The organism is Methylobacterium sp. BE186, assembly GCF_031457035.1.
Classification (GTDB): Bacteria; Pseudomonadota; Alphaproteobacteria; order Rhizobiales; family Beijerinckiaceae; genus Methylobacterium; species Methylobacterium segetis.
On sequence record NZ_JAVDVV010000002.1, the window covers coordinates 357,486 to 379,366 of the forward strand.

Genomic DNA, 21,881 nt, shown 5'->3' on the forward strand with positions numbered 1-21,881 from the left:
ATTCTCAGGTGCGGCCGGGCGCGGCGATTTCATTCGTGAGCGTATGACCCGCCTCAAATTCCGATATGCTTGTAAGCGTTGTGCCGAGGATCGTCTCCAAGGCCTCGCGCGTGAAGAAGGCTTGGTGGCCCGTTACGATCACGTTCGGGAACGAGACGAGACGCTGGATGACATCGTCCGGAATCACGGCGCTCGATAGATCTCTGTAGAACAGATCCGCTTCCTGCTCGTAGACGTCGATGGCCATCCCGCCGAGCCGGCCGGATTTCAGCGCATCGATCGCCGCGTCGGTGTCGACCAACCCGCCGCGGCTCGTGTTGATCAGGAGGGCGCCCGTCTTCACGCGTCCGAGCGTTCGCGCATCGACGATGTGATAGGTCTCGGGCGTCAGCGGGCAATGCATGGAGATGACGTCAGCCTCTTCGACACCTTTGGCATCGACGTAGCGGCCGCCGACCCTCTCGAACTCGGCTGAGCGATGCACGTCGAACCCGATCACCGTGCAGCCGAAGCCGGCCATGATACGGGCGAAGATGGTCCCGATCTTTCCTGTGCCGATCACCGCCACAGTACGCCCGACGAGATCGACCCCCATGAGCCCGTCGAGCTTGAAATTGCCCTCGCGCGTCCGGTTGTAGGCTCGATGGATCTTGCGATTGAGTGCCAGAAGCAAGCCGGCCGCAAATTCAGCCACGGAATTCGGAGAATAGTTGGCAACTCGCACCACACGAATTCCAAATTCCTCTGCCGCCTCTAAGTCGATGTGATTGAATCCCGTGCAGCGTGTCGCGACGAGCTTCGTTTCACCCTGAGCGAGGCTTCTCAGGACGTCGCGGTTGACGATATCGTTAACGAAGACGCTGACGGCCGGCGAGCCGGCCGCGAGAGAGGCGGTCTCGGGTTCGAGCAGAGCGTCGAAATACACAAGGTCATGGCCATGATCTGCATTGAGTTCATTGAGAAGCGCGCGCTCATAGTTTTTCGCGCTGAACATTGCAACTCGCATGCTGAAGCCTCCCTGCTTAGGCGCCGCGGTGTTGTGCGCTAGCGCGTCATCGAGCGAAGTGAGTGCCGGCTCGCGGGAAGAACTTGCCCTCCATCAAGAACTCGGAGCCTCTTCCAGGTCTCGGAATGCGGAAGCGTCTGTCACGTCGTAGGTTGCAGGATAAGCTTTCCCTCGTTCTGCACCGTCATTCTAGGCCGGGCAAAATCCTGCGCTTGATCAACGGGGACATCAGGTCGGACCGGGACAGGCGCTCCCGTCCGGTATCAGTATCGACGGCGTGCGGCGACGTGCGCCCAGTCCGCTTCAGGTGCGATGCCGGGCTCAGCCCGCCTGCCACACCTGCCCGTGATAGACGAACGCCGCGCCCTCGCTCGCCAGCGCCGCGAGCCCCGTGAGGGCCGGGTCGTGGACGGTGATCACGCTCGTCGGGATCTCGCGCATCATCGCGGCGAACGGCGCCTTGCGCTCGAACGCCTCGCGGAAACCGCCCTGCTGCAGCACCCGCACGATCCGCGGGGCGATGCCGCCGCCGATGTAGACGCCGCCGGTGGCGAGGAACGTCAGGGCGAGGTCGCCGCAGGCGCGGCCGAGGAGGCGCGCGAACAGATCCAATGCTTCCACCGCGTGCGGATCCTCGGCCGAGAGCCCGGTCTGGGTGATCGCGGCCGGGTCGAGCTTGTCGCGCGGTGCCCCGGAACGGACGTGGCAGACCGCCGCGTGCAGCCGCGCGAGGCCGGGGCCCGAGAGCAGGGCTTCCACCGTGACGCGCCCCTCGACGCGCTCGACCACGTGCCAGATCGATTCCTCGAACGCGTCGGTGGGCCCGAGTTCGGTGTGCCCGGCCTCGGTCGAGACGATGGCGAGGCGGTCGGAGTAGGGCACGAGGGCCGCCGCGCCGAAGCCGGTGCCCGGACCGAGCACGAGGCGGGCGCCCTTCGCCTCCTCGCGCGTCGCGCCGACGGGGGTGAGATCGTCCGGGGCGATGCCGGCGGCGCCGGCGGCGACCGGCACGTAATCGTTGACGACGACGGTGCTGGAAAGGCCGAAATCCCGGCCGATCCGCGCGCCCTCGATGACCCAGTGGGCGTTGGTGAGCTGCACGGCCGGTCCGTCGACCCGGCCGGCGATGGCGAGGATGGCCGAGCGCGGGGCCGGCGAACCGGAAGCCCCCTCGGCCGCTCCTTTTGCGAGCGCCGCGCGGATCGCGCTCGAAGGGTCAGGATGGCCGGCGGTCGCCTCGTGGGATAGGACCCTCGGCGCGGCCCCCTTCTCCGCGACCAGTGCGAAGCGGGCGTTGGTGCCGCCGATGTCTCCGACGAGGACCGGGAATTCGAACATGATCTTGAATCCGCATGGATGTCGTCGGCCAAGGGGCCGGCGCAGCCGACCGGGTGGCATTCACTGAGCGTCAGGAGCTACGTGCCGCAACCGGCTCGCCTCCGTCCGGGCAACGGAGCGCCCCCTCGCACCACCTCCGGCTGCCTTCGGCAGATCCGAGCCGGACGATTCCTGCCCCGGCCTGGAATGGTGGCAGAACCGCCTCCCCAACGATGATTGGAACCTCAGGCATCAATGGCTCATCAGACAGCACACGGACGCGGTCTGCAGGATGTCTCGTGTTACGCCGCCGAACAGCCACTCCCGCAGGCGTGAATGGCCGTATCCACCCATGACCAAGAGGTCCGCATCCTCCCGGGTCGTGAATTGCAGGATTTCATCGGCCACGTCTCCGGTCGCCGCGTTCAGCAGGTGCGTGACCACCTGTGCTCCGTGGCGGCCCAGAAATTCTGAGACCTGTTCGGCACCTTCGAAGCGGGCCTCCTCACCTGCGCTCACGACGTAGACCTGCTTGGCGCAACGCAGGAACGGCAGAGCGGCCGAGACCGCGCGGCGCGCCTCGGGCGTGTCCTTCCATGCAACGACGATTCGTTCCGCCTTGAGGTGATCGGGGACCGGCGGCGTCACCAGTACCGGGCGACCGACCTCCATTAACACAGCCCCGAGTGAGATGGCCAAGCCTCCGGCGGCGTCCTTTCCGCGCCCGACAACCACGATGTCCGCGGCGAGCGCCTGCCGAACGAGAAAGCTCGAGGCGTCTGCCTCCGCTTGCCGCCAAGTCGTCCGGATCTCCGCGCCGCAACTCTGCTCGAAGATCTCCCGGCACTGCGTCAGATCCTCAGTGAGCTTGGCCTGCTCTTTCCTGTAGGCTGCCCGGATGGTCTCGAGGTCCTCGCCCGGCCCGGGATCAGGGATCTTGCGCGCGGCGACACCCGTCAGGGTGGCCTCGAAGCGGCTCGCAAGGCTGGCCGCGAGCCGGACGCGTTCGGCCGCTCCAGTTCCAAGGTCGGCGGAGACCATGACGCTCGCGATACTCATTTGGGCGCCTCCCCTAGACCGGCGCAACACCGATCCACGCGCAAGGCGCGTACTGCGATCACCGCCAAGATGGCGCCCGTGGTGCACGCTGTCGTCAAAAGCGCGAGCGCCTTCCGGCCCCTCGTCAAAGGGATGTTGCCAGGCGAGAAAACTCCTCTAAGCAGAACCATGAGGGCGTGAGACACTCGACTCTGTGACTATGCCCGGCTCTCTTACCGGCGGAATCGGCCGCCCCCGTGGAAGGCACGACCACCGTGGATGCCGCCGACGCGGCCACCGTAGACAGCGCGCCCACCGTAAACTCGTCCTCCGCGATGCCCATAAACGCGTCCGCCTCGATAGCCGTAGACGCCCCGGCCGCCGTAGTAGCCGGGCCGCCCGTAATAGCCGCCGTAAACGTTTGGCCGGCAGCCTCCATAGGCACCTCGATGGAAGCCGGGCCCGCAGCCGCCCGCCGCCTCAGCTCTGTCAGCGCCGAGGCGGCCCTGTTCAAGTGAACCCATCCCGAACAAGGCTGCGAACGTTACAGCGACGAGCGCCATCAGCCTCGATGCTTTCGTCATGATATAGTCCCGCTTACACGTGTGCCAGCAGAGCAAGTGCCAGGCTGACACTTCATATCGCTCAGCCTGAGCCTGTCATGAGGTGATGTACAGCTCGATCAGAATCGCTAAAATCTTGAGTCAGGGACAATAGAGCGGCGCCAGAAGGCTTGCTTGATCCGATGAGACAAAATGGAGATCCCTCTACTGTGTATCCGGTGAGCATGTGCCCCGGCCGCTCATGCGAGGAGCTAGGCCGACGTACCGACCTTTCGGGTCGGCAAGGCCGCGCTTGGTCACGCTTATGTGCCTCACATGCCAAAGAGAGGTCGATGTCGATGTTTGAAGTAGCTCCTAAATGGCCGGACAGAGCCTCGCGCTTATGGAAGTGTGATGCCTATGGTGGCCCCTAAGGTGTTGAAAGACGGCCTGCGCCTGCTCCAGAGGCGCTGCGCTATGACTCGTCTAATCAAGCAGTGTACGCAGGAACTGCAAGAATGCTATAGCGGTGCCGTTCCTCGATTTACCAATCATTGATCCGCTGGAGGTTGTCGAATTTAAGCTTCAGGCGCTACCGGCACTTGACCGTACTGTGATCGATACTTGATCTGACGGACGAAAAGCACTGACGCCACAGCCTAGGTGCCCCATCTGAGCGCGAGGGGCAACAGCGTCCTTGTGCACTGACGTCATCAAAGCGCACACCCGCCAGTACGAATTCGCTCGTTTTTGCACGCACTTGGCGAGCCGGCGTGTGGTGCGGTTGCCTGCGTCTGTGCACTAGCTGCGGGACGTCGCAGCGTATAGCAGCAGACAGACCGAGATCGTGCCGCCTGAGGAAAAGAAAATTCGCTGTCCCGTTCGATCAAGCACGGATTTCTGCGTTTGCTCAACTGAGAACGGGAGGATCCCTCCATGCTCTCTTCTGCCGGGCTACACACCGGCGGCGGCCCTGATGAGGCCGTCGCGGCCGAGAGTTTCGATGCGGCTGACCAAGCTCCTTCCAGTGGCTTCATCCATCTCGATGTCGTGCAGGCGCTCCACACCCTCCTGGTGGAACTCGGCGCGGACCTCGACGGCCTCATCGGTGAAGCAGGCTTCGATCCCCGCCTCTTCGACGGCAGCAGCAAGTTCGTCTCGTTCACCGCGCTCGGCCGCCTGATCGCTCTGGCGGCCGAGCGCACGCGCTGCGCTCATCTTGGGCTGCTGGTCGGGCAGCGAACCACGCTGGCCTCGCTCGGACTACTCGGGCTGCTGCTGCGCAACTCGGCCTCGCTGCGTGACGCCCTGCGAGCTCTCGAAGCACATCTGTGCGTGCGAAACCGAGGTGCGGTGGTCAGCCTCGCTGTCCACGACGACATCGCCGTCCTCAGCTACGCCCTGCATGAGCCCGAGGCCGAGGGAGCTGCTCTGCAGTCCGAGAGAGCCCTGGCCACAGTGATCAACGTGCTGCGGGCGCTGTGCGGGGTCGAGTGGGCACCACTGGAGGTGCTGCTGCCGCGCTCGGCACCACCCGACGTGACCCCGTACAGTGCCTTCTTCCACGCACCCGTCCGGTTCGATCAGGAAACGGCTGCCCTAGTGCTTCCGACCGAACTCCTGCAGCAGCGGATCGCGGGCGCGGATCCGGCCGAGCGCCTGAAGGTAGAGGATCGCATCCACCAGCTTGAGGTGGCTCAGACCTCCACGCTGACGGACGAAGTTCGCGAGAATCTCCAGACCGCGGTGACCCGGCAGCGCTGCAAAGTCGAGAAGGTGGCGCGCCTGAGGCTGGTGAACCGCCGCACCTTCAGCCGTCAGCTGAGAGCCGAAGGCACCAGCTTCAAGCAGCTCAGCAACGAGGCGCAGTTCCGGGTGGCCAAGCACCTCCTGGCTGACACCTGCATGGCCATAGGGCACATCTCGGTGGCTCTGGACTTCTCCGAGCCGGCGGCCTTCACGCACGCCTTCCGGCGCTGGTCGGGCCTGACGCCCAGTGCGTGGCGGCAGGCCAATCGGGTGGAGACCAAGCGCGACGAGAACCGCGGCGATCCTCGCCTCCGCAGGAGGAGGGACATCGGATGCAGCGGTCCGCATTTCGGTGCCACAGCTGTGTCAGGCCAACAATGAACTGGCCGTCAGCGGCATCTCCGCGACCATCAGGCAAGGCCGCGGTGTAGAAGTTCGATTAGAATGTAGCGGACCCGGATAATACATTGCGACGAGGTGAGGTACGCAATGTCAAATTCTGGCTTGGCGCCACATGCGACACGGCCGTCCCGCCGCTCTCTGCTGACTCTCGCTGCGTGTGGCGCCCTAACCGACAGCCTCCTGGGCTGTGCTCTTCCGACGCGCCTCGCCGCCGTCCCACGCGGTTGCGCGAGTGCTGCAACGGTGCTCGGCGTGCCGAACGAGCGGTTCTTCCCGACACAGGTCACGGGCCAGGCCGCACTCCAGCGGGAATTCATAGAGGCTGTCGAGCGCCAGATCGTGTCGCGCGGCATCCGACCGACGACGCCGCTGCCCGATCTGGATCTGCTCGGCATCTCGGGCGGCGGGGAGAACGGGGCCTTCGGTGCCGGGCTCCTGAATGGTTGGACCGAGCATGGCGATCGTCCTAGCTTCTTCCTGGTCACGGGCATCAGCACCGGCGCATTGAGCGCCCCCTTCGCCTTCCTCGGCAGCCCCCGCGACGCGCAACTGAAGAGCGTGTTCACTGAGATCACACTGGCAGACGTGATGCTGGAGCGCTTCTACACCGCGGCAATCTTGGACGATGCCATGGCGGACAACAGCCCGCTGTTCCGCACGATTTCCCGCTACCTCGACGCGACGATGCTGGCTGAGATCGCCCGAGCCTATGCCGACGGCCGGCTGCTGCTGGTTGGCACCTCCAATCTGGATGCGCAAACCCCGGTCATCTGGAACATAGGCGCCATCGCGCAGAGCGGCCATGAGAGGGCCTTGGATACGGTGCGGCGGATTCTAGTGGCCTCCGCTGCCATTCCCGGCGCCTTCGCCCCGGTGTTGTTCGACGTGACGCTGAACGGGCAGCCCTTTCAGGAACTGCATGTGGACGGCGGGGCTTTCGCCCAACTGTTCTTGTATCCAGCCAGCGTCTCGCGGTTCCGCCGCGAGCGGCTGGCGCGCGGGCAGCCGACGGCACCGGCCCGGGCTTGGGTCATCCGCAACGGCCGGCTGGATGCAGAATGGGCCTCGACGGAGCGTCGAACGCTCGGCATCGTCGGCCGAGCGATCACCGCTATGATCGCCGCCAGCGGCTACAACGACGTGTTGCGAATTCACGCCGCCGCCGAGCGCGACGGGGTGGACTACAACCTGGCCTTCATCGGATCGGACTTCACGATGGAGCGCGACAAGCCGTTCGACCCCTCCTACATGCGCCCGCTGTATGAATATGGCCGGCAGCGCGCCTTGCGTGGCGATGCCTGGGTGAAGCAGCCTCCGATCTGAGGCCGACCGAGGTTAGCCGTGGCCGAGGCAACAGCCCCGGAACGCACAGGCAGCCCCGCTGCGTCACAGAAGGGTGCACGGCTGCGCGGATATCCGGCCGATGACCATCTCAGCGGCAGACCGTGCACGCGCATTGCTGCTGCGGCCTGAACGAAGCTAGACTGTTGCAGGGCAGGAAAAACGCCATGCCGTGTCACCATCAAGCCGACGGCGCACGACCGGGACCGATGAAGGCCATGCCAGCACGCTCCCATAAATGGCTCCGCTGGCCGAGCGAGTTGCCTCAGCCCTGCAATGATAACTGCGGCACGGGCAAAGCGCAGGCCACCAGAATCGCGGCCTTGGGCCTGGCTGGTCTCGTAGGCCTAGCAATCCTCGTTGCTGGCTTGGCGGCCTAGGTAGGACATTCATACACCCATTTGCTGGGGCTTGCGTTTTCCTCCTCAGTTTGGGTTTTCCAGCGCAGGAGGATCGTGATGTCACGGCTGTTCAGGCTCTTAGATTGGGGTTTCGGACGAGACTTGCGCAGCCGGCGCGCGATGACCGGACCGAAGGTGTGCACCTAGCGGCGGATGCTCTCGTAGGCGACGGTGATGCCGTGTTCAGCCAAGAATTCCTCAACGTCGCGGAAGCTGAGCGTGAAACGCAGATACATCCACACTGCACGCTGGATGATGTCGCGAGGGCACCGATAGCCAGAGTACGAGGGGCGCGTTCATCCCTTCCGGATGTGGCGCATCAACGGCCCTTGCAAGCTGGACACCTCCAAAAACCCCTTCTGGCTCCAACTCGGGCCTAATTAGATCAATGGTTTAGCACCCGCCGCGACCACGATCTCGGAGGTTTTTGGAGGTGTCCAGCTTGCGCGCCGCACAATGTGACAAGCACCGTGTCACTGCCTGATCGGCCTTCCGAGTTCGCTCATCGATACCTCAACGGCCGGCAGCAACCGGGCAGCCTGAGCATAATCGGCTGACGCTCGCCCGTAATCGCCCAGTCCGACGTGGAGTCTGGCTCTGAACTGGTAGGCGTCAGCTCGCTTCGGATCGAGGCTGATCGCCCGATCAAAATCGGCCAGTGCGGCCTTGGGGTCACCGCGCTCGCTGTAGGCAAGTCCGCGATTGAAGTAGGCAAGGGCATGACGCGGATCGAGGCGGATCGCCTGCTCGAAATCAGCCAGCGCATGGTCATGATCGCCTTTCCGGCCAAAGATGGCACCGCGGCTACAGAAAGCATTGGCATGTGCCGGGGCGAGACGGATGGCGTCTCTGTAGTCAGCGACCGCGCCGTCGAGGTCTCCGAGTTCTACATGGGCGCGGCCTCGATTGTAGTAGGCGCTGGCGAGATTCGGGTCGTGGCGGATAGCGTCGCCATAGTCGGAGAGTGCGCGGGCCCAATCGCCTTTGCGGTCATAAGCAAGCCCGCGATTGAAGTAGGCGACAGCAATGAACCGATCAGCGTGGCTGCCTTGGCCGATCAACTGTGAGCAGGCCCGGATCTGCTGATCGAGATCGCGGCCGCTGACGCAGTCCGCTTGATTTTGACCGTCTGCTTGAACCGCAGTTGTCACGCCGAGCAACAAGCCAGCAAAGACGCAAACTCGAACCAATCGCATGGCCCTACCTCGCAGCAGGTGCTTTGTCGCCAAGCTTAAACCTGAACGGCGTAGACTGGCACTGTGCGTTTCACGGAGATCCCCTCTGTGCCCAACCGTACTAAAGCCCCTCGCAGCGAAGGCGGCTTGGGGCGCGACCTCGGAACAGTTCCGTTCGGAGGCAGCCTGCGTGCAAGCTTCCCGTGGTGGCGCTCGGGGACCTGTCACGTTGGGGGCTTGCTGGCTTGCCGAGCTGAATTAAGCGTCTAGCCAGGCCGCATGTGCGTGCTCTCGTACACCAGCTGTCACTTCTCACGCGACATCATCCGGCGGGCCATCTGGATGTATCTGCGCTTCACACTGAGCTACCGAGACATCCAAGAACCCTTGGCTGAGCGGGCGTCACTGCTCCTCATAGAGAAGTCTAGCGTCCATTTACCTTGTTCGGCTCACAGGCGTTGGCTTCTGCCGTGAATCTCTGCGTTGACGCCGTCACAACGGACTAGGAGGGCGCCATGCCCGAGCCTCAGCGCACGAGCACTCGGGCGCCGACGGGCACGCGGTTGTACAGGTCGACCACATCGATGTTGCGCAGACGGATGCAACCCGATGACACGGCCTGACCAATCTTCTCGGGCTCATTGGTGCCGTGAATGCGATAAAGCGTGTCGCGGCCCTGGTCCGAAAGGTAGAGCGCGCGGGCGCCGAGGGGGTTTGCGGGGCCGCCCGCCATGGCGTGGACGTGCGGCCAGCGCCGCACCATCTCGGCCGATGGGTTCCAAGTCGGCCACTCCGCCTTGCGGGAAACTGTGGCGCTGCCAGTCCAGCCATAGGCTTCGTCCCCGACCGTGACGCCGTAGCGGAGAGCCTTGCCGCCAGACTGTACGAGGTAGAGCTGGCGCGCCTTGGTGTCGACCACCACGGTGCCAGGCGCCTCCTTGGTTGGGTCGTCCACGAGGTAGCGGGCGAAATGCGGGTCGAACTCGGCCTCCGGCACCATGGCCATGAAAGCCGCATCGCGCGACGACAAGGCCGGATCGGGCACGGACTTGAAGCTGCAGCCCGTGGCCGCGATAGCAAAAAGCGCGCCCAGGAATGCAGCGCGCGCGGAAGGCGAGAATGGCATGGCGCTTCGGATCCCGGCCCCGATCTCGCGTTCATGGTGGATGGGGCCGTACGCAGCTTAAGGGCGGAGCGCAGACCTCCACAGCCCGGAAGGTCGATGCCGCGGCACATTCGGCGCCCTTGTTGCGCGGGCGCGACATCATGTCAGAGGCCGAGTACGGCATATACACCCTGCACCTAACCTCGATGCTAGCGACAGCTGCCGCGATCTCACAGGGCTTGCCGAGGAGGCCGTGGAGCCTGACGTGCGCGCCCTCGCGGGCAAGTGCCAGACCGAAGCCGCTCGGCGGGCAAATCACACCAGCCCTCCAATCCTTCAACATGACGGCGCCCTCCGGGCGTCAAAACCTCTCTGGCGGGAGAATTCGCCGTCAGTGAGCCCAGCGGAAGCCTCGGCGAATCCGCTCGCGCTCCATGCGGCCACCGCGCAGGTGGCGGCGGAACAGCTTGTCCATGGCAATTGCCGCCTGATCGTATTCGGCGGCGCAGTTTTCTGCCCGCTCTCTGGGCAGGTCGCCGCGGTCGACGAGATAGCCGAAGGCGCGCTTGTCCGATCCGTAGGCGAGGCACAGCAGATTATAGAGGCGCTGGTAGAACGGGCCGTGATGATCGGCGAGGGTGTCCTTCTCCAGCTTTTCCTCCGCGCCGTAGCTCGTGAACAGGACGGCGCTGCCATCGATGATCTGCCGGGCCTGGGCCGGCCTCAGGCGCAGCACGACCAGCGCGGCGAACTGGTCGGCGGCGTCCTCTTCCCGGCCAAGCACGGGCACGTCCAGCAGGTGGAAGAGGGCGTGCCCGAACTCGTGCAGGAAGACTTGAGCGACCGGGCCGAAAATGGCGTCGTGACGGAACACAGCGGGTGGGGACGTGGCCTTTTGCGCCCGGTCCCACACATCCTGGATGTACTCGTAGCAGACCGTGACCGAGCGGGTCTCGGGTGCGTACCAGGCGTTAATCTCGCCGTCGCACTCGGACAGGCGCAGAGTGAGAGACCGCGGCAGCCGGACCATCCTGACGATCTCCCGCAAGCCCTCAAGAACGCGGCGCGCCCGCATCTCGCGATAGATCTCCTGTGCCTCCGATTTCTTCGGGGCCTGGTAGACTACCCGGATGAAGTCGCCGTGGCCGGCCCCGGTCGGGCCGGCCACGAGGAAGAGTGTCAAGGCAGCAACGAAGGGAAGCGCCCGTGGCATCGTCCCGCCTCCAGGGGCTCAGGGCATCGGCAGCGCCAGGGCGGTCTCGCGCGTCCCGCTCCTGGCAAGACCTGCGACCCTGCAGTCGGTCGCTGCGCCAGTAGCCGTTGCTCCACGCTGTTCATCGCAGGCGGGGCAGCGGTGTGGCGGGGAAGCAATCAGCCCTCATTGTCGTCGTCATCGTCGTCCGAGAGATTTCTGCGACGGTCTTCAGCAGCCTCCCGCAATCCCCCGATCACCCGGGTGACGACCACACGCATCCGCGCCTTTTGATCTGGAGTGAGGGTCTGGTAGAGCGGCTGCCACGCATCCGCGAGCTTCTTGAGACCGGCTGCGCGCTGACCCAACGAGTCGGCGCGCTCGCGAATCAGCGCGAGCGGATCGGCGTCGCCGCGCTGCTGGGACCGACCTTCCAGGGCGGACAGCCTGCGGTACCGGGTTTCGGCGCGTGCGCGGATCGCTTCCTCGATGGCAGGCCAGTACTGCTGCTGCTCGGGCGTCAGCTGGAGGGCCGCCTTCACCACTCCGATGCGGGCATCGGTCAGGGCCTTGAAATCGGTTTGACTCAGCTTCCCGCTGTCTTCGAGTGCGCCGGTGGTGGCAACATCCCCTGCCGAGGCCATCGGGCATCCGGCAAGGAATAGGGCGGCGGCCACGCCGATCATGCTTCTCTGCATATTGACCTCCTGTGAGAAAAGAACGCCCTGACGAACAAACAGGGCGGCGGCCTCCGACATGCGGTCTGATTAAGAGGCGACCCTATTCGCGATGATATTCGCGGCGAGCCGCGAATGGCTCAACAGTGTGGCGTGTGCGCCGCCTACTCTGACAGTGCAGGCGTGGCGACGATGCAGAAGCCGGACACAGAAGCACAAGGCATTACCCTCTCCTGTGGTTCGAGACCTGTGCTGGCTCCCTCCGGGAGTTTTTTACGTCAATTAAGCTCCGGCTGATCTCCGGCTCATCACGGCTCGGGCTGGCCGACCCCGGACAGCAAGCGCACCGCCGGCACAGCCGCTGACGGTACGAGCACTGGCCTCAGATGGCGCAGGACTGCAGCCGCTCTCGACATAAAACACCGTTCCGGGCTGGCTGCTTGATCATCTGGGTCTGCGATGCAGGCATTCGCTGCCCCAGGGTCAGGGGTACGCTGAGCGACCGTGCGAGGGCGAGCCGAGAGCCAACCCTCGGCAGCCCTGTGCCGACGAACGGAGTCGAACGCCGCAGGCGCGGACGTGAAGGTTTAGCTCTAAGGCGACGCCGGACCTCCGAAGCGCATCCTCTGCGCAGGCACCCGGTCATCACTTTATGCGTCTTGATTGAAACCGCCTTTCGGACGACCATGACTGCTAAGCTCAAAAGATACTTCGCCCCGAAAACTTTGCGCGCGTCTCAGACGATCAAGCACTCTTGTCTGTAGTGAGGGATATTAGCTGGGGGCGCCGTACCTGCGTCCTTGAACGACACTTCTAGGAGGAGGCTATGCCGAACATCCTCACACACACCACGAGTTGGCTCACCGGAGCCGGCGTTGCCGCGGCCGGTCTCCTGGCAGGCTCACTGGCCCTGGCTCAGCCGCTGGTGCTGCGCGTCAACCCGCAGCTGGCCGACCGGGGCGTTCTGATGAACGGCAACGAGCCCGGCAGCGTGCAGACTTTGTTCGACTCCGGACCGCGCTACAACGAACCGAGCGGTGTGCGCGTCGGGCGCGGCAGTGTGATCCCCGGCTGGCTGCAGATCGGCTCCTTCCAGAACGTGTCGCTCGGGGGGCTGAACCCGACCGGGTACTATGGCTACTACATCTCTCCTGACGACCGCGCGGTCCTGATCGACCTCGACTCACGCAGAGTTGTCCGCGTGATCCCACGCTGACGGTCGTCGGGCGGAGGGGCCTGGCGGCGCGCAGTGGAGGAGCGCCGCCGGACGTTTCAGATCACACTTTTGCTCTGGGGCGTCCTCGCCCACTCAGCAGATGATGGGAACAGCCGAGGACTGGCAGCTTGCCTGCAATCGTGGGCGGCCCGGTACCCTCGGATTGTTCTTCAGGAGGCAAGTCGATGCTTCGCTTCACGACGATCGCCCTCGCCCTCACGGGCCTAGCGGCCGCATCCCCTGGGCAAAGACAGCCCACACCCGCATCTGTGTCATCACAGACCGGACCTGCCGAACCCACGACCTTGGATGCACAGAAAGACAGGGAGATGCAGGACAAAAATGGGAAGGCCGCTGACGCGCGCACCAAGTCCTGGGACGCGAAGATGAAGAAGACGATGGGGGGCGTCTGCAGCGGCTGCTAACCCAACCTTCCCGGCTCCGGCGTTTCTCCCATCCGAGCGCCCTGCCATCGCGGCGGGCCTCAGCTCGTCTTTGGCCAATTTGGCGGACGTTTGAGCGTAGTGAGGTGACGAAGCGAACGTGGTGGCTAGGCCGGTGGCGTCCCTCGCCAAAGACACCACATGCCGCACCTACCCGCCCGGTCGCCAGTACCATCCTCACCTTCGCGCCGCTGTTCGTTCAGCGCTTCTGGCGGCATGCGGAGATCCTTCTCATCGGCGCCAACCTGGCTCCGGGCCGCCGCACCGTCACGAGCGTGTTGCGCATCACTGGTCGCAGCCAAGAGCGGCACTGCGTGAACTTTCATCGTGTGCTCAGCCGGGCGGCCTGGAGGCCGCGACAGGGGGCACGCATCCTGCTGCGCCTGCGTGTCGATGCCTTCGTATCATGCGGCCCCGTGGGGCCGGGGGCTCCACGACACGATCGAGCGGCACTTTGGGCCGGCGCATCCGGGCACACGGAATTGACCGCGACCCAGTCCGCTCGTCGGATGCTCGCTTCGTCGAGACGAGCGGCCTGCGCTGAATGAGCTTGATGGTGCTGGCTCCGGTGCCATGGGCCGGGCGTTGCCGTTCTTGACCGCTCTCGTTTCATCCGAATGTTGACGATTGGCGAAGCCGGGTCGGCGACGGGGGCGGGGATTTTTCCTGAAGCGGCCTGCCTGAGCGGGCGCTTCCCGGGAGGCGATCATGGATGTCACCAGGCGGATCTTCGCCGCAGGCGCCGCCACGTTGCCGTTCGCAGGACCCGTTCTTCCACGGGCCTGGGCACAGCCCGTTGTCCAGGACGCGCCAGTCATCGGCAACCAGGCCGTCGCGGGTCCCCTGGGGATGGCGGTGGACGCCCACATCTGCGGCTATCCGCTCGCTACCATGGACAAGTGCAGCCCGTATCGACAGGCATATGGTTCCGGTGAATGCGGCCTCTGCGCGATTGTCACCGTCGTGGACACGGTCTGTCACAACATCGATGAAGAGACAGCGGGCCCGTTCCTGTCGGCCCTTGCGCAGGCGCTTCCGGCGGAGACGGCGGTCGAGTTAGCACGCATCTTGTACGAGCAAGGGACAGACAGGTCTGAGATGGAACTCATGCTCGTGGCGGCTCAGGCGTGGACGCACGCACGCGGGTGGGATGTTTGGACGTGGCAAGGTGCGCATCCACAAGCGGCTGAGACAGCGGAGCACTTTTGGGATCGTTTGAGCGACGTTCTCGAGCGCTCCTACACGGCTGCGATCGTCGGCTTAGGCGAGGACACGCAACCTGACACCCGCTACAGCGGCCATTGGACCTGCCCTGAACACATCACCGAGCACGAGGTCTATTTGCGTGACAGCGATGTGTATCGCCGCATCCCGCGTGCTGACACAGGTATCCGGCCTGAGCCCCGGTGGGCCATCGAGGACTGCTACATTCTCAGTCGTGTAAGCTGACTGCGGTCTGCCTTGAGAGCGGGGTATGGGGGCGTGCCTGCATAAGGGGGCGAGCCGCAAAACAGCTTGAGTGGGAGCGTGACAAGAATCACTGTAGCGATAGCGGTACTGCTCATCAGCGCAGCACAAGCCACGATGGGCGAAGGTGCATACTTCTGCGCCGAAGGGGCCAAAGCCTCACTCGTCAGCCACGACAGTGCTGGAACGAGCCAAAAGAAGGCTCGCCGCTTCAGCATCGAAATATCAGATGAAATGATGCTTGCTAAAGATCGTTACGTCGGAATTTCAATTATAGCGATATATAATACGGCAAGACAAAATTTCATCCTGCTGGCCGCCCGATAAAACAACAGTATTCTTGCTCAGCCTCACGAACTTGCACTATTCCGTGGCTCGCCTGAGCACCGAGAAAGGTTCCGTTCCTATGGCAGCGAGCGGCGAGTGCTCACCGCAACAACGCGCTGATCCCTGGCACTCATTGTGGAAGCATTGCGGGCAGATGGGAAGCCGCTGTCCCCGGTCGTGAACTATGCTCCGTGTCACGCCACTCAATATAATCTGGGCGGCAGCGTATTCGAACGCTTGTTTAGGTTTGCCGAACTAGGGTTCGCCTCGGCGACCACCGCAGGTGGATGGGTAAGCCTCATGGTCACAAGTTAACCACAGCACTTTGGTAGTAGGGCGGAACTCAAGCATCGGAACGGCGTAGCTTCTTACAGGCTTCGCCATTTGCCGATGCGAGTTCCTATGCGCGCTCTACCACTCCTTGCGCTTGCCAGCTTCGTTGTCTCGGCATCACCCTCGTCTCCCGCACTGGCCGACGTTCGCATAACGATCGACAAGGCAAGCCAGCGAATGTCCGTCGCGGTAAATGGACAGCCTGTCTACTTGTGGCGTGTCTCGACTGGGTTGCCGGCGCACGACACTCCGAGCGGCACATTCAGAGTGCTACGTACTGAACGGGTATACTTCTCGCGAAAATACGACAACGCACCCATGCCGAACGCGATTTTCTTCACGTCGGTCGGACATGCGATTCACGGCACCAACCACGTCAGGCGCCTTGGTCGCGCAGCATCTCATGGGTGTGTACGCCTAGCGCCAGGAAACGCTGCTACCCTCTTCGCGCTCGTGCATGCCGAAGGTCTGGGCAACACGCGCATTACGATCGGTGGCGGTGAGCCTTTGGTCGCGAGAAGCATGGGCCGTGGGTTCCATGCTGTCCGGGCGCATCGCTCGTCCGAGTATGGGTATCCGGTACCGGCCCGCTTACAGCCTGAACGGTACGGGTTCGATGGTGGCGCTTACCCGCCAATCCGACGTTCCTATCCCGATTCATACGGTTATGGACCGGGCGGCTCATTCTTCGATGAGGTCGAGTAGGATCGCATCAATTGCTGGAAATGCCCAGGAGTTGCGGAAAAGCAGAGATGCGCTTCGGGGAATATAATTGTTCGCGATCTTCTGGTCCGTCTTGGCTCAGGCAGCGTTTCTGGCACGCATGAGCGACAAGCCCTCGGAGGACCGAGTGGCATCTTCCCACTGGTTATGCATGGTTTCGTACATTGGCTCTGGCGCAACTGGGAATCTTCAAGCGTCTGCAACAAACGTTATTGTGCAACGCCGCATCTGGTATACCAAGCTCGGTGGCAGGGTGGAGGTATGTGGCCTTGGCACAAGCTCGTTTTGCTCTGTGTCCCTTTCATCTCCGCACTTCCACACGCCAAGCGGACATCCCGTGGAACGAGGATGTCTCACGAACAAATTGACAGGCGGCCAGAATAGCCACTGTCTCGGAAGGGAGATGCGCCACGTGTCAGGAAATACTAAGGTGAACGAGAATCTTCCGCCGCAGATTCAGACAGCTTTGGCTGAGTGCATTTCCGGCGCTCACATCGCTGAACGAAAGGCGGACGACTACCTCAAGCTTTCTCGTGGCGAGGCGGATGACTCGATCTATGAGGCATGCCGCTCGATGCATCGGTTCTATAGCTCCATGCACGAGTTCTTCCGTGAGGAGCAAAGGGCGATCTCTGCGCTCCTGAAGACAGATAGGGGAGCCATGCCCTCTCAAGTGGCCGCGGCTGTTCGATGAGATAGAAATAATTCCGGATCGAGCAGGGAGGGTCCCGATGGAGCGGGTGCGCCTTCTGTTCCCGGCGATCCCGCGGGGCTGCATAACCGTCCCGCTGCCCAGTGAGCGCCACCAACGTGCGCGTGGTTCAACGGCAGGGCGCACCCGAAAATCGCAGTGCAATCCGACACCGACCGTATGTGACCAGCGTTCAGGTCGAGGAAGTCGAGAGCTACGTCTCCGGTGCGCCATCCTGGGCTGGCTCCGGCTGGAGTGCAGCCGGCGGCGACTCTGATAGTTAAGCTATAAAGGTCAAGCTTGTGCCTGGTGCATTTCCGACCAGAGCAGTTGCTGCTGGAACGCTATGTCCGCAATCCAGGCCTGTCGCAAACTTTTCTCGCCTGCTGAGTAAGCTGCGGGACGGCGAGTGGCGGCCCAACTTCCAGTCATTGATCGCGGCACTTATGCGGTCCGATCGCCATGTCGAGTTATGTCTAGGCAGGCTCGGCAGAGCGCAATTCCAGCAGAAATCGCGTCCCAGAAAACTTTGCGACAGGTCTCGTCCTTCTGTGGCAACCATAAATTTGGCCCACCCTGTCACTGCGGAGAGATGCGTCCGGTGAGCGTTCAGAGCGCGCCCAGTAGCCAAGCTCCCAGCGAGCGAGAGAGTGATGTCCTCGAAGGTCGGCGGACTGGCGAGAGCTCAGTCGTCCTCGTTACGCTTGGGACCCGGGGTGACGTGCAGCCCTTCTGTCTCCTGGCTCGCGAGCTGCAACGTCAGGGCTACGTGGTCCGCCTTGTCATAAACAACGATTATCTCCCGCTCGCGCGCTCTTTCGGGCTCGACCCGGTGGTGGTCAACCTCGGCTCCTTCGAAGACCTCTTCTCGCACGAGCGAGCCGCTTCTTTCGACCAGTACTCTGCCGGCGGGCGTAAAATCTGGACCGGATGGCGGCAGCTGCGGTTGGTGCAGGCGCGCTTTGCGGAGCTGCTGCGCGACTGCCTCCATGCGATCCAGCAGGCCGACCTCGTCGTCTACAACGCCCTGGCCTTCTTCGCGGGCGAACTGGCGCACGAGCTCGGCATCCCCGCCGTCCGAATGACATGCCAGCCGCTTCTGCCGAGCCGGCTCGCGTCGCTGAGCCTGCTCGGCGGCCGCGACCGCGGCCCCCTCCTCAACCGAGCGAGCTACGAGATCTTCCGCTTGGTCTCGGCCACGGTTCTCCGGGGGATCTTCCGAACCCGGCTGCGCTCGAGCGGCGCCGGAAAGCGGCTGCGCCCCGGCTGTAACCCGCTCACCCTGGGGCTGGGCGACAGCCATCAGCTTCTCGCCTTCAGCCCGGCTCTCGCGCCCGATCCGGGCGATTGGCCGCGCCCCTACACGCAGACCGGCTTCCTCCTCAGGGAGCCCGAGCCGGGCGAGCGGCTGCCGGACGAGGTGGAGAGCTTCCTAGAGGCGGGGCCACCGCCGGTCTATGTCGGCTTCGGATCCATGCGGATGCACGCCGAGCGCAACACCCGTGTCGTGCTCGACGCGCTCGCCCTGCGAGGCGGACGCGCCATCCTGGCCAAAGGGGCGGGGAGCTTGCGCCCGCCGGCGGACCTCCCGCCGGGGGTCCTGGTGCTGGGAGGGGTCCGGCACGAACTGCTCTTCCCGCGAGTCTCCTGCATCGTGCACCACGGCGGCTCAGGCACAGTCGCGGCTGCTGGGCGGAGCGGACGACCGAGCGTGGTGGTGCCGTTTCTTGGCGACCAGCTCTTCTGGGGACGGCGTTTAGCGGCGGCCGGGGCGACCGAGGAGCCGCTCGGTCTCGGACAAATGACTCCGGCCAAGCTCGCGGATCGGATCGTCCGGGCCGAGACCGACAGTCACTACGCGGCGGCCGCGGCGCGGCTCGGCACTACTCTCGCCCGGGAGCCAGGCCTCGCTGGGGCGGCCGATCTCATCCGCCGGCTCTTGGCCACGACTTCCCGGAGAAATGCCGCGTGACACCCCCTCCCTGCCCGATCACGGGAGAGCCGGCGCGACGCCTCGTCCAATGGGTCAGCGCCAAGCTGCTGGTCGAGCTCTGGCATCGTATTTTGCAGGTCGATGTTCGGCCGAGCTTCGCTGGCACAACTCGCTTTGGCCTATGGGAGTCGCCTACGGGGCTCTATTTCTTCGATCCGATGCTGGAGGGCGACGCATCTTTCTACAACGCCTTCTACCGCGTCCTCGACGATGCCGAGCCGCGCGGGCTGACGGGCCGGCTGCGGCGACTCGCGACCGCTCTCGGCCTGCCTAGCCGCAACACGCCGCGGGCGGAGTTCCGGCTCGCGGCGAACCACCTCTCGCCAGGTGACAGCGTCCTCGATGTGGGCTGCGGCCCTGGCGTGTTCCGGCATCTCGTCCCCGGCGGTCGTTATACCGGCCTCGACCCGCATTTCGGAGCCGACCCGGGACAGCCCTGGGCCAGCCCCGAAACCCTATCTGAGCACCTCCGGTCCGGCGCCCGGGCCTACGACGTCGTCTCGGCCTTCCAGGTGCTGGAGCACGTGGCGCGGCCCGTGGCTTTCTTGTCGGAGATGGCGCAAGCCGTCCGCCCGGGCGGGACCGTGATTGTCGGGGTGCCGCATGTGCCCTCCGCCGCGACACGCATCCCGAACTACCTTGTCAACGCGCTCCCACACCATCTCACTTGGTGGACGGCCGAGGCACTTCGGGCCATCGCCGCACGGGTCGGGCTAGTGGACGCCCAAGTCGAGACCATCCCATGGTCCGAGCTCGACAACTTCATCTACTGGATGGCACGCTGCTCGCCTGTGAAGTGCCAGCAGAGGCATTACGCGCATCGCTGGTCTTGGCACGCCTCTGCCCTGCTGGGCCTCGGGGGAGCGCTCGCCATCCAATGCCTGAGGCGGGCCCCGCCCATCAACGACGAAGGCGTCGGCCTGCTTCTCGTCGCGAGGAAGCCCGGCGGCTGACAGGAGCCCCATCCCGGCCGGCTGTCTTGGTCGATGCTTCTAGTGCACAGACGCAGACGAACGAACCACGCGCTCGTTCGCCAACTGCTTAAAATCGCAGCAAGAAACGCGCTGCTTGCTGTGTCAATGCACTAGGGTTTGGACTCGATCAGCACCAGAAGGTAATGACGGCGGCGATTGCGATGGCTGAGGCGTAGTTGCGGGCGAGCTTATCGTAGCGTGTGGCGATGCGCCGGAAGTCTTTGAGGCGGTTAAAGGTCGCCTCGATACGCCAGCGTTCGCGGTAGCGCCGCCTGTCGTGGCGGATACAGCGCTTGCGGCCACGCTTGCCCGGAATGACCGGCGTGATGCCGCTCTTCCGCAGTTCAGTGCGCAGCCAGTCCGCGTCATAGCCCTTGTCGGCGGCAAGACGCTGTATCCGGCCCGGTGCCTCGGCCAACACCGCCGAGGCGGTCGTCACGTCGCTGGCATTGCCGGGCGTCAGCAGGCGGACGCCGGGGCGGCCGAGGACATCGGTGAGCGCATGGATCTTGGTCGTCTGGCCGCCGCGCGACGGACCGATCCCCTGCGCCTTCGCCCCCCTTTCCCGCCGTGCGCCGAGCGATGCGCTCGCACGTAGGTGCTGTCGATGGCAGCCGCCTCGCCCGACCAGCCGGCGTTGGCCAGGGCCGCCAACATCGCCTTCCAGAAACCACGCCGGGACCATCTGTTGAAGCGATTGTAGACCGTGGTGTGCGGGCCGGAGGCGGCCGGGCAGTCACGCCAGCGGCAGCCCGAGGTGAGCACATGCAGGATGCCGGAGATGATCTGCCGGTCGTCCTTACGCTCCGGTCCGGGCTGGTCCTTGGGCATGAACGGCGCAATCACCGCCCACTGCCCATCCGAGAGCCAGAACAGGTCCGCCATCGCCGCCTCCATGCTGCAAACGGCGGCCCTGAACCACAAAACCATAGGCCATGCAATGCCTTGGTTCGGTTCACACCCTAACCTCCCGGTCGGCCGCGCCCCGCCGCGCGCGCGCGAGGTGGAGGTGTACTTGCGTCGGGTCCCGTGATCGCGTCGACCACGACATCCTGCACCGCCTGGACGTGGCTCATGCTGACATGGCCTTCGTTCTCGATCCCGGGCACGAGTGACCGGACATCGACGTTCTGGATCGAGCCTTCGAAGCCAGGGCTCGGCCTCAGCATCGTGGCCCATCCGGACACGTAATAGTGCACGACCTCGGCCACGTTGGTCGGAACTGGATCGGGGTTCCAGGCTTCCACGATCACGATCTTCCGCACCGGGATACCGGCACGGGCGAGCCACGCGGCTGTCGAGGTCGAAGCGCCCGCGCCCATCGAATAGCCGACTAGGATGATGGGGCCCGGCACGCGTTTCTCGATCAGCCCCCCGGTCACGCTGGGCCAGGTTGCCGGGTCGTGAATCTCCGCGGTCCAGCCGCTCGCGCGTAGCCGCTCGACCAAGCGCTCTACCGAGGAGCCGCGGACGGTGTCGCCCGGCGGGACCCAGCCGCTGAACGCTACCACGGTCGGCACACCGCCTGCGGGCGGCTGCGCCGGCTTCGCGAGCGTGTCCGCCACGGAAGGCACATTGCCTGCTGGCGCCCGCGCCGGCTTCGCGAGCGCCTCCGGCGCGACCGAGACCAGCGCGGCCGCGACGGCGAGGGCCGTGCCGATCGCCCGGGTGGCCACGGCGGCTTTCGTCGCGGTTCGGGCGATCAGACGGAACGAGATGACCATGAGCGAGGAACCTTTCGCGAGGAGGCCAGGGTCGCGTGTAGCCCG

Annotated in this window: 19 protein-coding genes and 2 pseudogenes; 10 read left to right on the forward strand and 11 right to left on the reverse strand. The window is 64.4% G+C overall.

Annotation, left to right across the window (positions count from 1 at the left end; genetic code table 11):
- Positions 1-4: 4 nt before the first annotated feature.
- The 3 genes from J2X36_RS03820 to J2X36_RS03830 form a co-directional block, all read right to left on the reverse strand.
- Positions 5-1,006 (reverse strand): 2-hydroxyacid dehydrogenase, encoded by a 1,002-nt coding sequence (locus tag J2X36_RS03820; protein WP_310346373.1) that lies wholly within the window; start codon positions 1,004-1,006, stop codon positions 5-7.
- Positions 1,007-1,327: 321 nt separating this feature from the next.
- A complete protein-coding gene (locus tag J2X36_RS03825) occupies positions 1,328-2,344 on the reverse strand; it encodes a glucokinase (RefSeq protein WP_310346375.1) in 1,017 nt (338 codons plus the stop codon).
- A gap of 231 nt (positions 2,345-2,575) precedes the next feature.
- Positions 2,576-3,382 carry a universal stress protein gene (locus tag J2X36_RS03830; protein ID WP_310346378.1) on the reverse strand — a complete coding sequence of 269 codons (807 nt, stop codon included), beginning with the start codon at positions 3,380-3,382 and terminating at the stop codon, positions 2,576-2,578.
- 39 nt (positions 3,383-3,421) lie between these two features.
- On the opposite strand from J2X36_RS03830, the pseudogene J2X36_RS03835 reads away from it, so the two are divergent.
- Positions 3,422-3,562, forward strand: a pseudogene (locus J2X36_RS03835) (IS110 family transposase); the annotation flags it as partial.
- Between the two features lie 32 nt (positions 3,563-3,594).
- Here J2X36_RS03835 and J2X36_RS26825 read toward each other — a convergent pair.
- On the reverse strand, positions 3,595-3,924 hold the full coding sequence (locus J2X36_RS26825; RefSeq protein ID WP_405029722.1) for a GCG_CRPN prefix-to-repeats domain-containing protein: 330 nt from the start codon (positions 3,922-3,924) through the stop codon (positions 3,595-3,597).
- A gap of 915 nt (positions 3,925-4,839) precedes the next feature.
- On the opposite strand from J2X36_RS26825, the gene J2X36_RS03840 reads away from it, so the two are divergent.
- On the forward strand, positions 4,840-6,033 hold the full coding sequence (locus J2X36_RS03840) for an AraC family transcriptional regulator (RefSeq protein ID WP_310346381.1): 1,194 nt from the start codon (positions 4,840-4,842) through the stop codon (positions 6,031-6,033).
- A gap of 264 nt (positions 6,034-6,297) precedes the next feature.
- Positions 6,298-7,377 carry a patatin-like phospholipase family protein gene (locus J2X36_RS03845; protein WP_310346384.1) on the forward strand — a complete coding sequence of 360 codons (1,080 nt, stop codon included), beginning with the start codon at positions 6,298-6,300 and terminating at the stop codon, positions 7,375-7,377.
- 496 nt (positions 7,378-7,873) lie between these two features.
- On the opposite strand, the pseudogene J2X36_RS26830 reads toward J2X36_RS03845, so the two are convergent.
- The 5 genes and pseudogenes from J2X36_RS26830 to J2X36_RS03875 form a co-directional block, all read right to left on the reverse strand.
- A pseudogene (locus J2X36_RS26830) lies at positions 7,874-8,053 on the reverse strand (IS6 family transposase); the annotation flags it as partial.
- A gap of 216 nt (positions 8,054-8,269) precedes the next feature.
- Positions 8,270-8,992 (reverse strand): tetratricopeptide repeat protein, encoded by a 723-nt coding sequence (locus J2X36_RS03855; RefSeq protein ID WP_310346387.1) that lies wholly within the window; start codon positions 8,990-8,992, stop codon positions 8,270-8,272.
- A gap of 505 nt (positions 8,993-9,497) precedes the next feature.
- Entirely contained in the window at positions 9,498-10,097 is a 600-nt protein-coding gene (locus tag J2X36_RS03865; RefSeq protein WP_310346390.1) for a L,D-transpeptidase, read from the reverse strand.
- 370 nt (positions 10,098-10,467) lie between these two features.
- Positions 10,468-11,289: a DUF4344 domain-containing metallopeptidase gene (locus tag J2X36_RS03870; RefSeq protein WP_310346392.1), complete on the reverse strand. Its 822-nt coding sequence runs from the start codon at positions 11,287-11,289 to the stop codon at positions 10,468-10,470.
- A gap of 158 nt (positions 11,290-11,447) precedes the next feature.
- The gene (locus tag J2X36_RS03875; RefSeq protein ID WP_310346396.1) at positions 11,448-12,026 is read right to left on the reverse strand and encodes a Spy/CpxP family protein refolding chaperone; all 579 of its coding nucleotides are present in this window, start codon (positions 12,024-12,026) and stop codon (positions 11,448-11,450) included.
- A gap of 745 nt (positions 12,027-12,771) precedes the next feature.
- Here J2X36_RS03875 and J2X36_RS03880 point away from each other — a divergent pair.
- The 7 genes from J2X36_RS03880 to J2X36_RS03910 all read left to right on the forward strand — a co-directional run bounded on the left by J2X36_RS03880 (position 12,772) and on the right by J2X36_RS03910 (position 20,091).
- Positions 12,772-13,161: a hypothetical protein gene (locus J2X36_RS03880; protein ID WP_310346399.1), complete on the forward strand. Its 390-nt coding sequence runs from the start codon at positions 12,772-12,774 to the stop codon at positions 13,159-13,161.
- Between the two features lie 1,151 nt (positions 13,162-14,312).
- On the forward strand, positions 14,313-15,053 hold the full coding sequence (locus tag J2X36_RS03885; protein WP_310346401.1) for a hypothetical protein: 741 nt from the start codon (positions 14,313-14,315) through the stop codon (positions 15,051-15,053).
- Between the two features lie 78 nt (positions 15,054-15,131).
- Positions 15,132-15,398 carry a hypothetical protein gene (locus J2X36_RS03890; protein ID WP_310346403.1) on the forward strand — a complete coding sequence of 89 codons (267 nt, stop codon included), beginning with the start codon at positions 15,132-15,134 and terminating at the stop codon, positions 15,396-15,398.
- A 402-nt stretch (positions 15,399-15,800) separates the two neighbouring features.
- Complete coding sequence (locus J2X36_RS03895; RefSeq protein WP_310346405.1) at positions 15,801-16,436, forward strand: L,D-transpeptidase; 636 nt, start codon at positions 15,801-15,803, stop codon at positions 16,434-16,436.
- A gap of 448 nt (positions 16,437-16,884) precedes the next feature.
- Positions 16,885-17,148: a hypothetical protein gene (locus J2X36_RS03900; RefSeq protein ID WP_310346406.1), complete on the forward strand. Its 264-nt coding sequence runs from the start codon at positions 16,885-16,887 to the stop codon at positions 17,146-17,148.
- 598 nt (positions 17,149-17,746) lie between these two features.
- Positions 17,747-19,117 carry a glycosyltransferase gene (locus tag J2X36_RS03905; protein ID WP_310346408.1) on the forward strand — a complete coding sequence of 457 codons (1,371 nt, stop codon included), beginning with the start codon at positions 17,747-17,749 and terminating at the stop codon, positions 19,115-19,117.
- Positions 19,114-20,091 (forward strand): class I SAM-dependent methyltransferase, encoded by a 978-nt coding sequence (locus J2X36_RS03910; protein WP_310346410.1) that lies wholly within the window; start codon positions 19,114-19,116, stop codon positions 20,089-20,091. The genes J2X36_RS03905 and J2X36_RS03910 overlap by 4 nt, the downstream gene beginning before the upstream one ends.
- Positions 20,092-20,239: 148 nt before the next feature.
- Here the strand turns inward: J2X36_RS03910 and J2X36_RS03915 are convergent.
- Both J2X36_RS03915 and J2X36_RS03920 read right to left on the reverse strand, forming a co-directional pair.
- A protein-coding gene (locus J2X36_RS03915; protein ID WP_310346413.1) for an IS5 family transposase occupies positions 20,240-20,997 on the reverse strand; the annotation gives its coding sequence in 2 pieces (ribosomal slippage) (positions 20,240-20,661 and positions 20,661-20,997; 759 coding nt in all).
- A gap of 77 nt (positions 20,998-21,074) precedes the next feature.
- On the reverse strand, positions 21,075-21,836 hold the full coding sequence (locus J2X36_RS03920) for a hypothetical protein (RefSeq protein WP_310346416.1): 762 nt from the start codon (positions 21,834-21,836) through the stop codon (positions 21,075-21,077).
- Between the last annotated feature and the right edge of the window lie 45 nt (positions 21,837-21,881).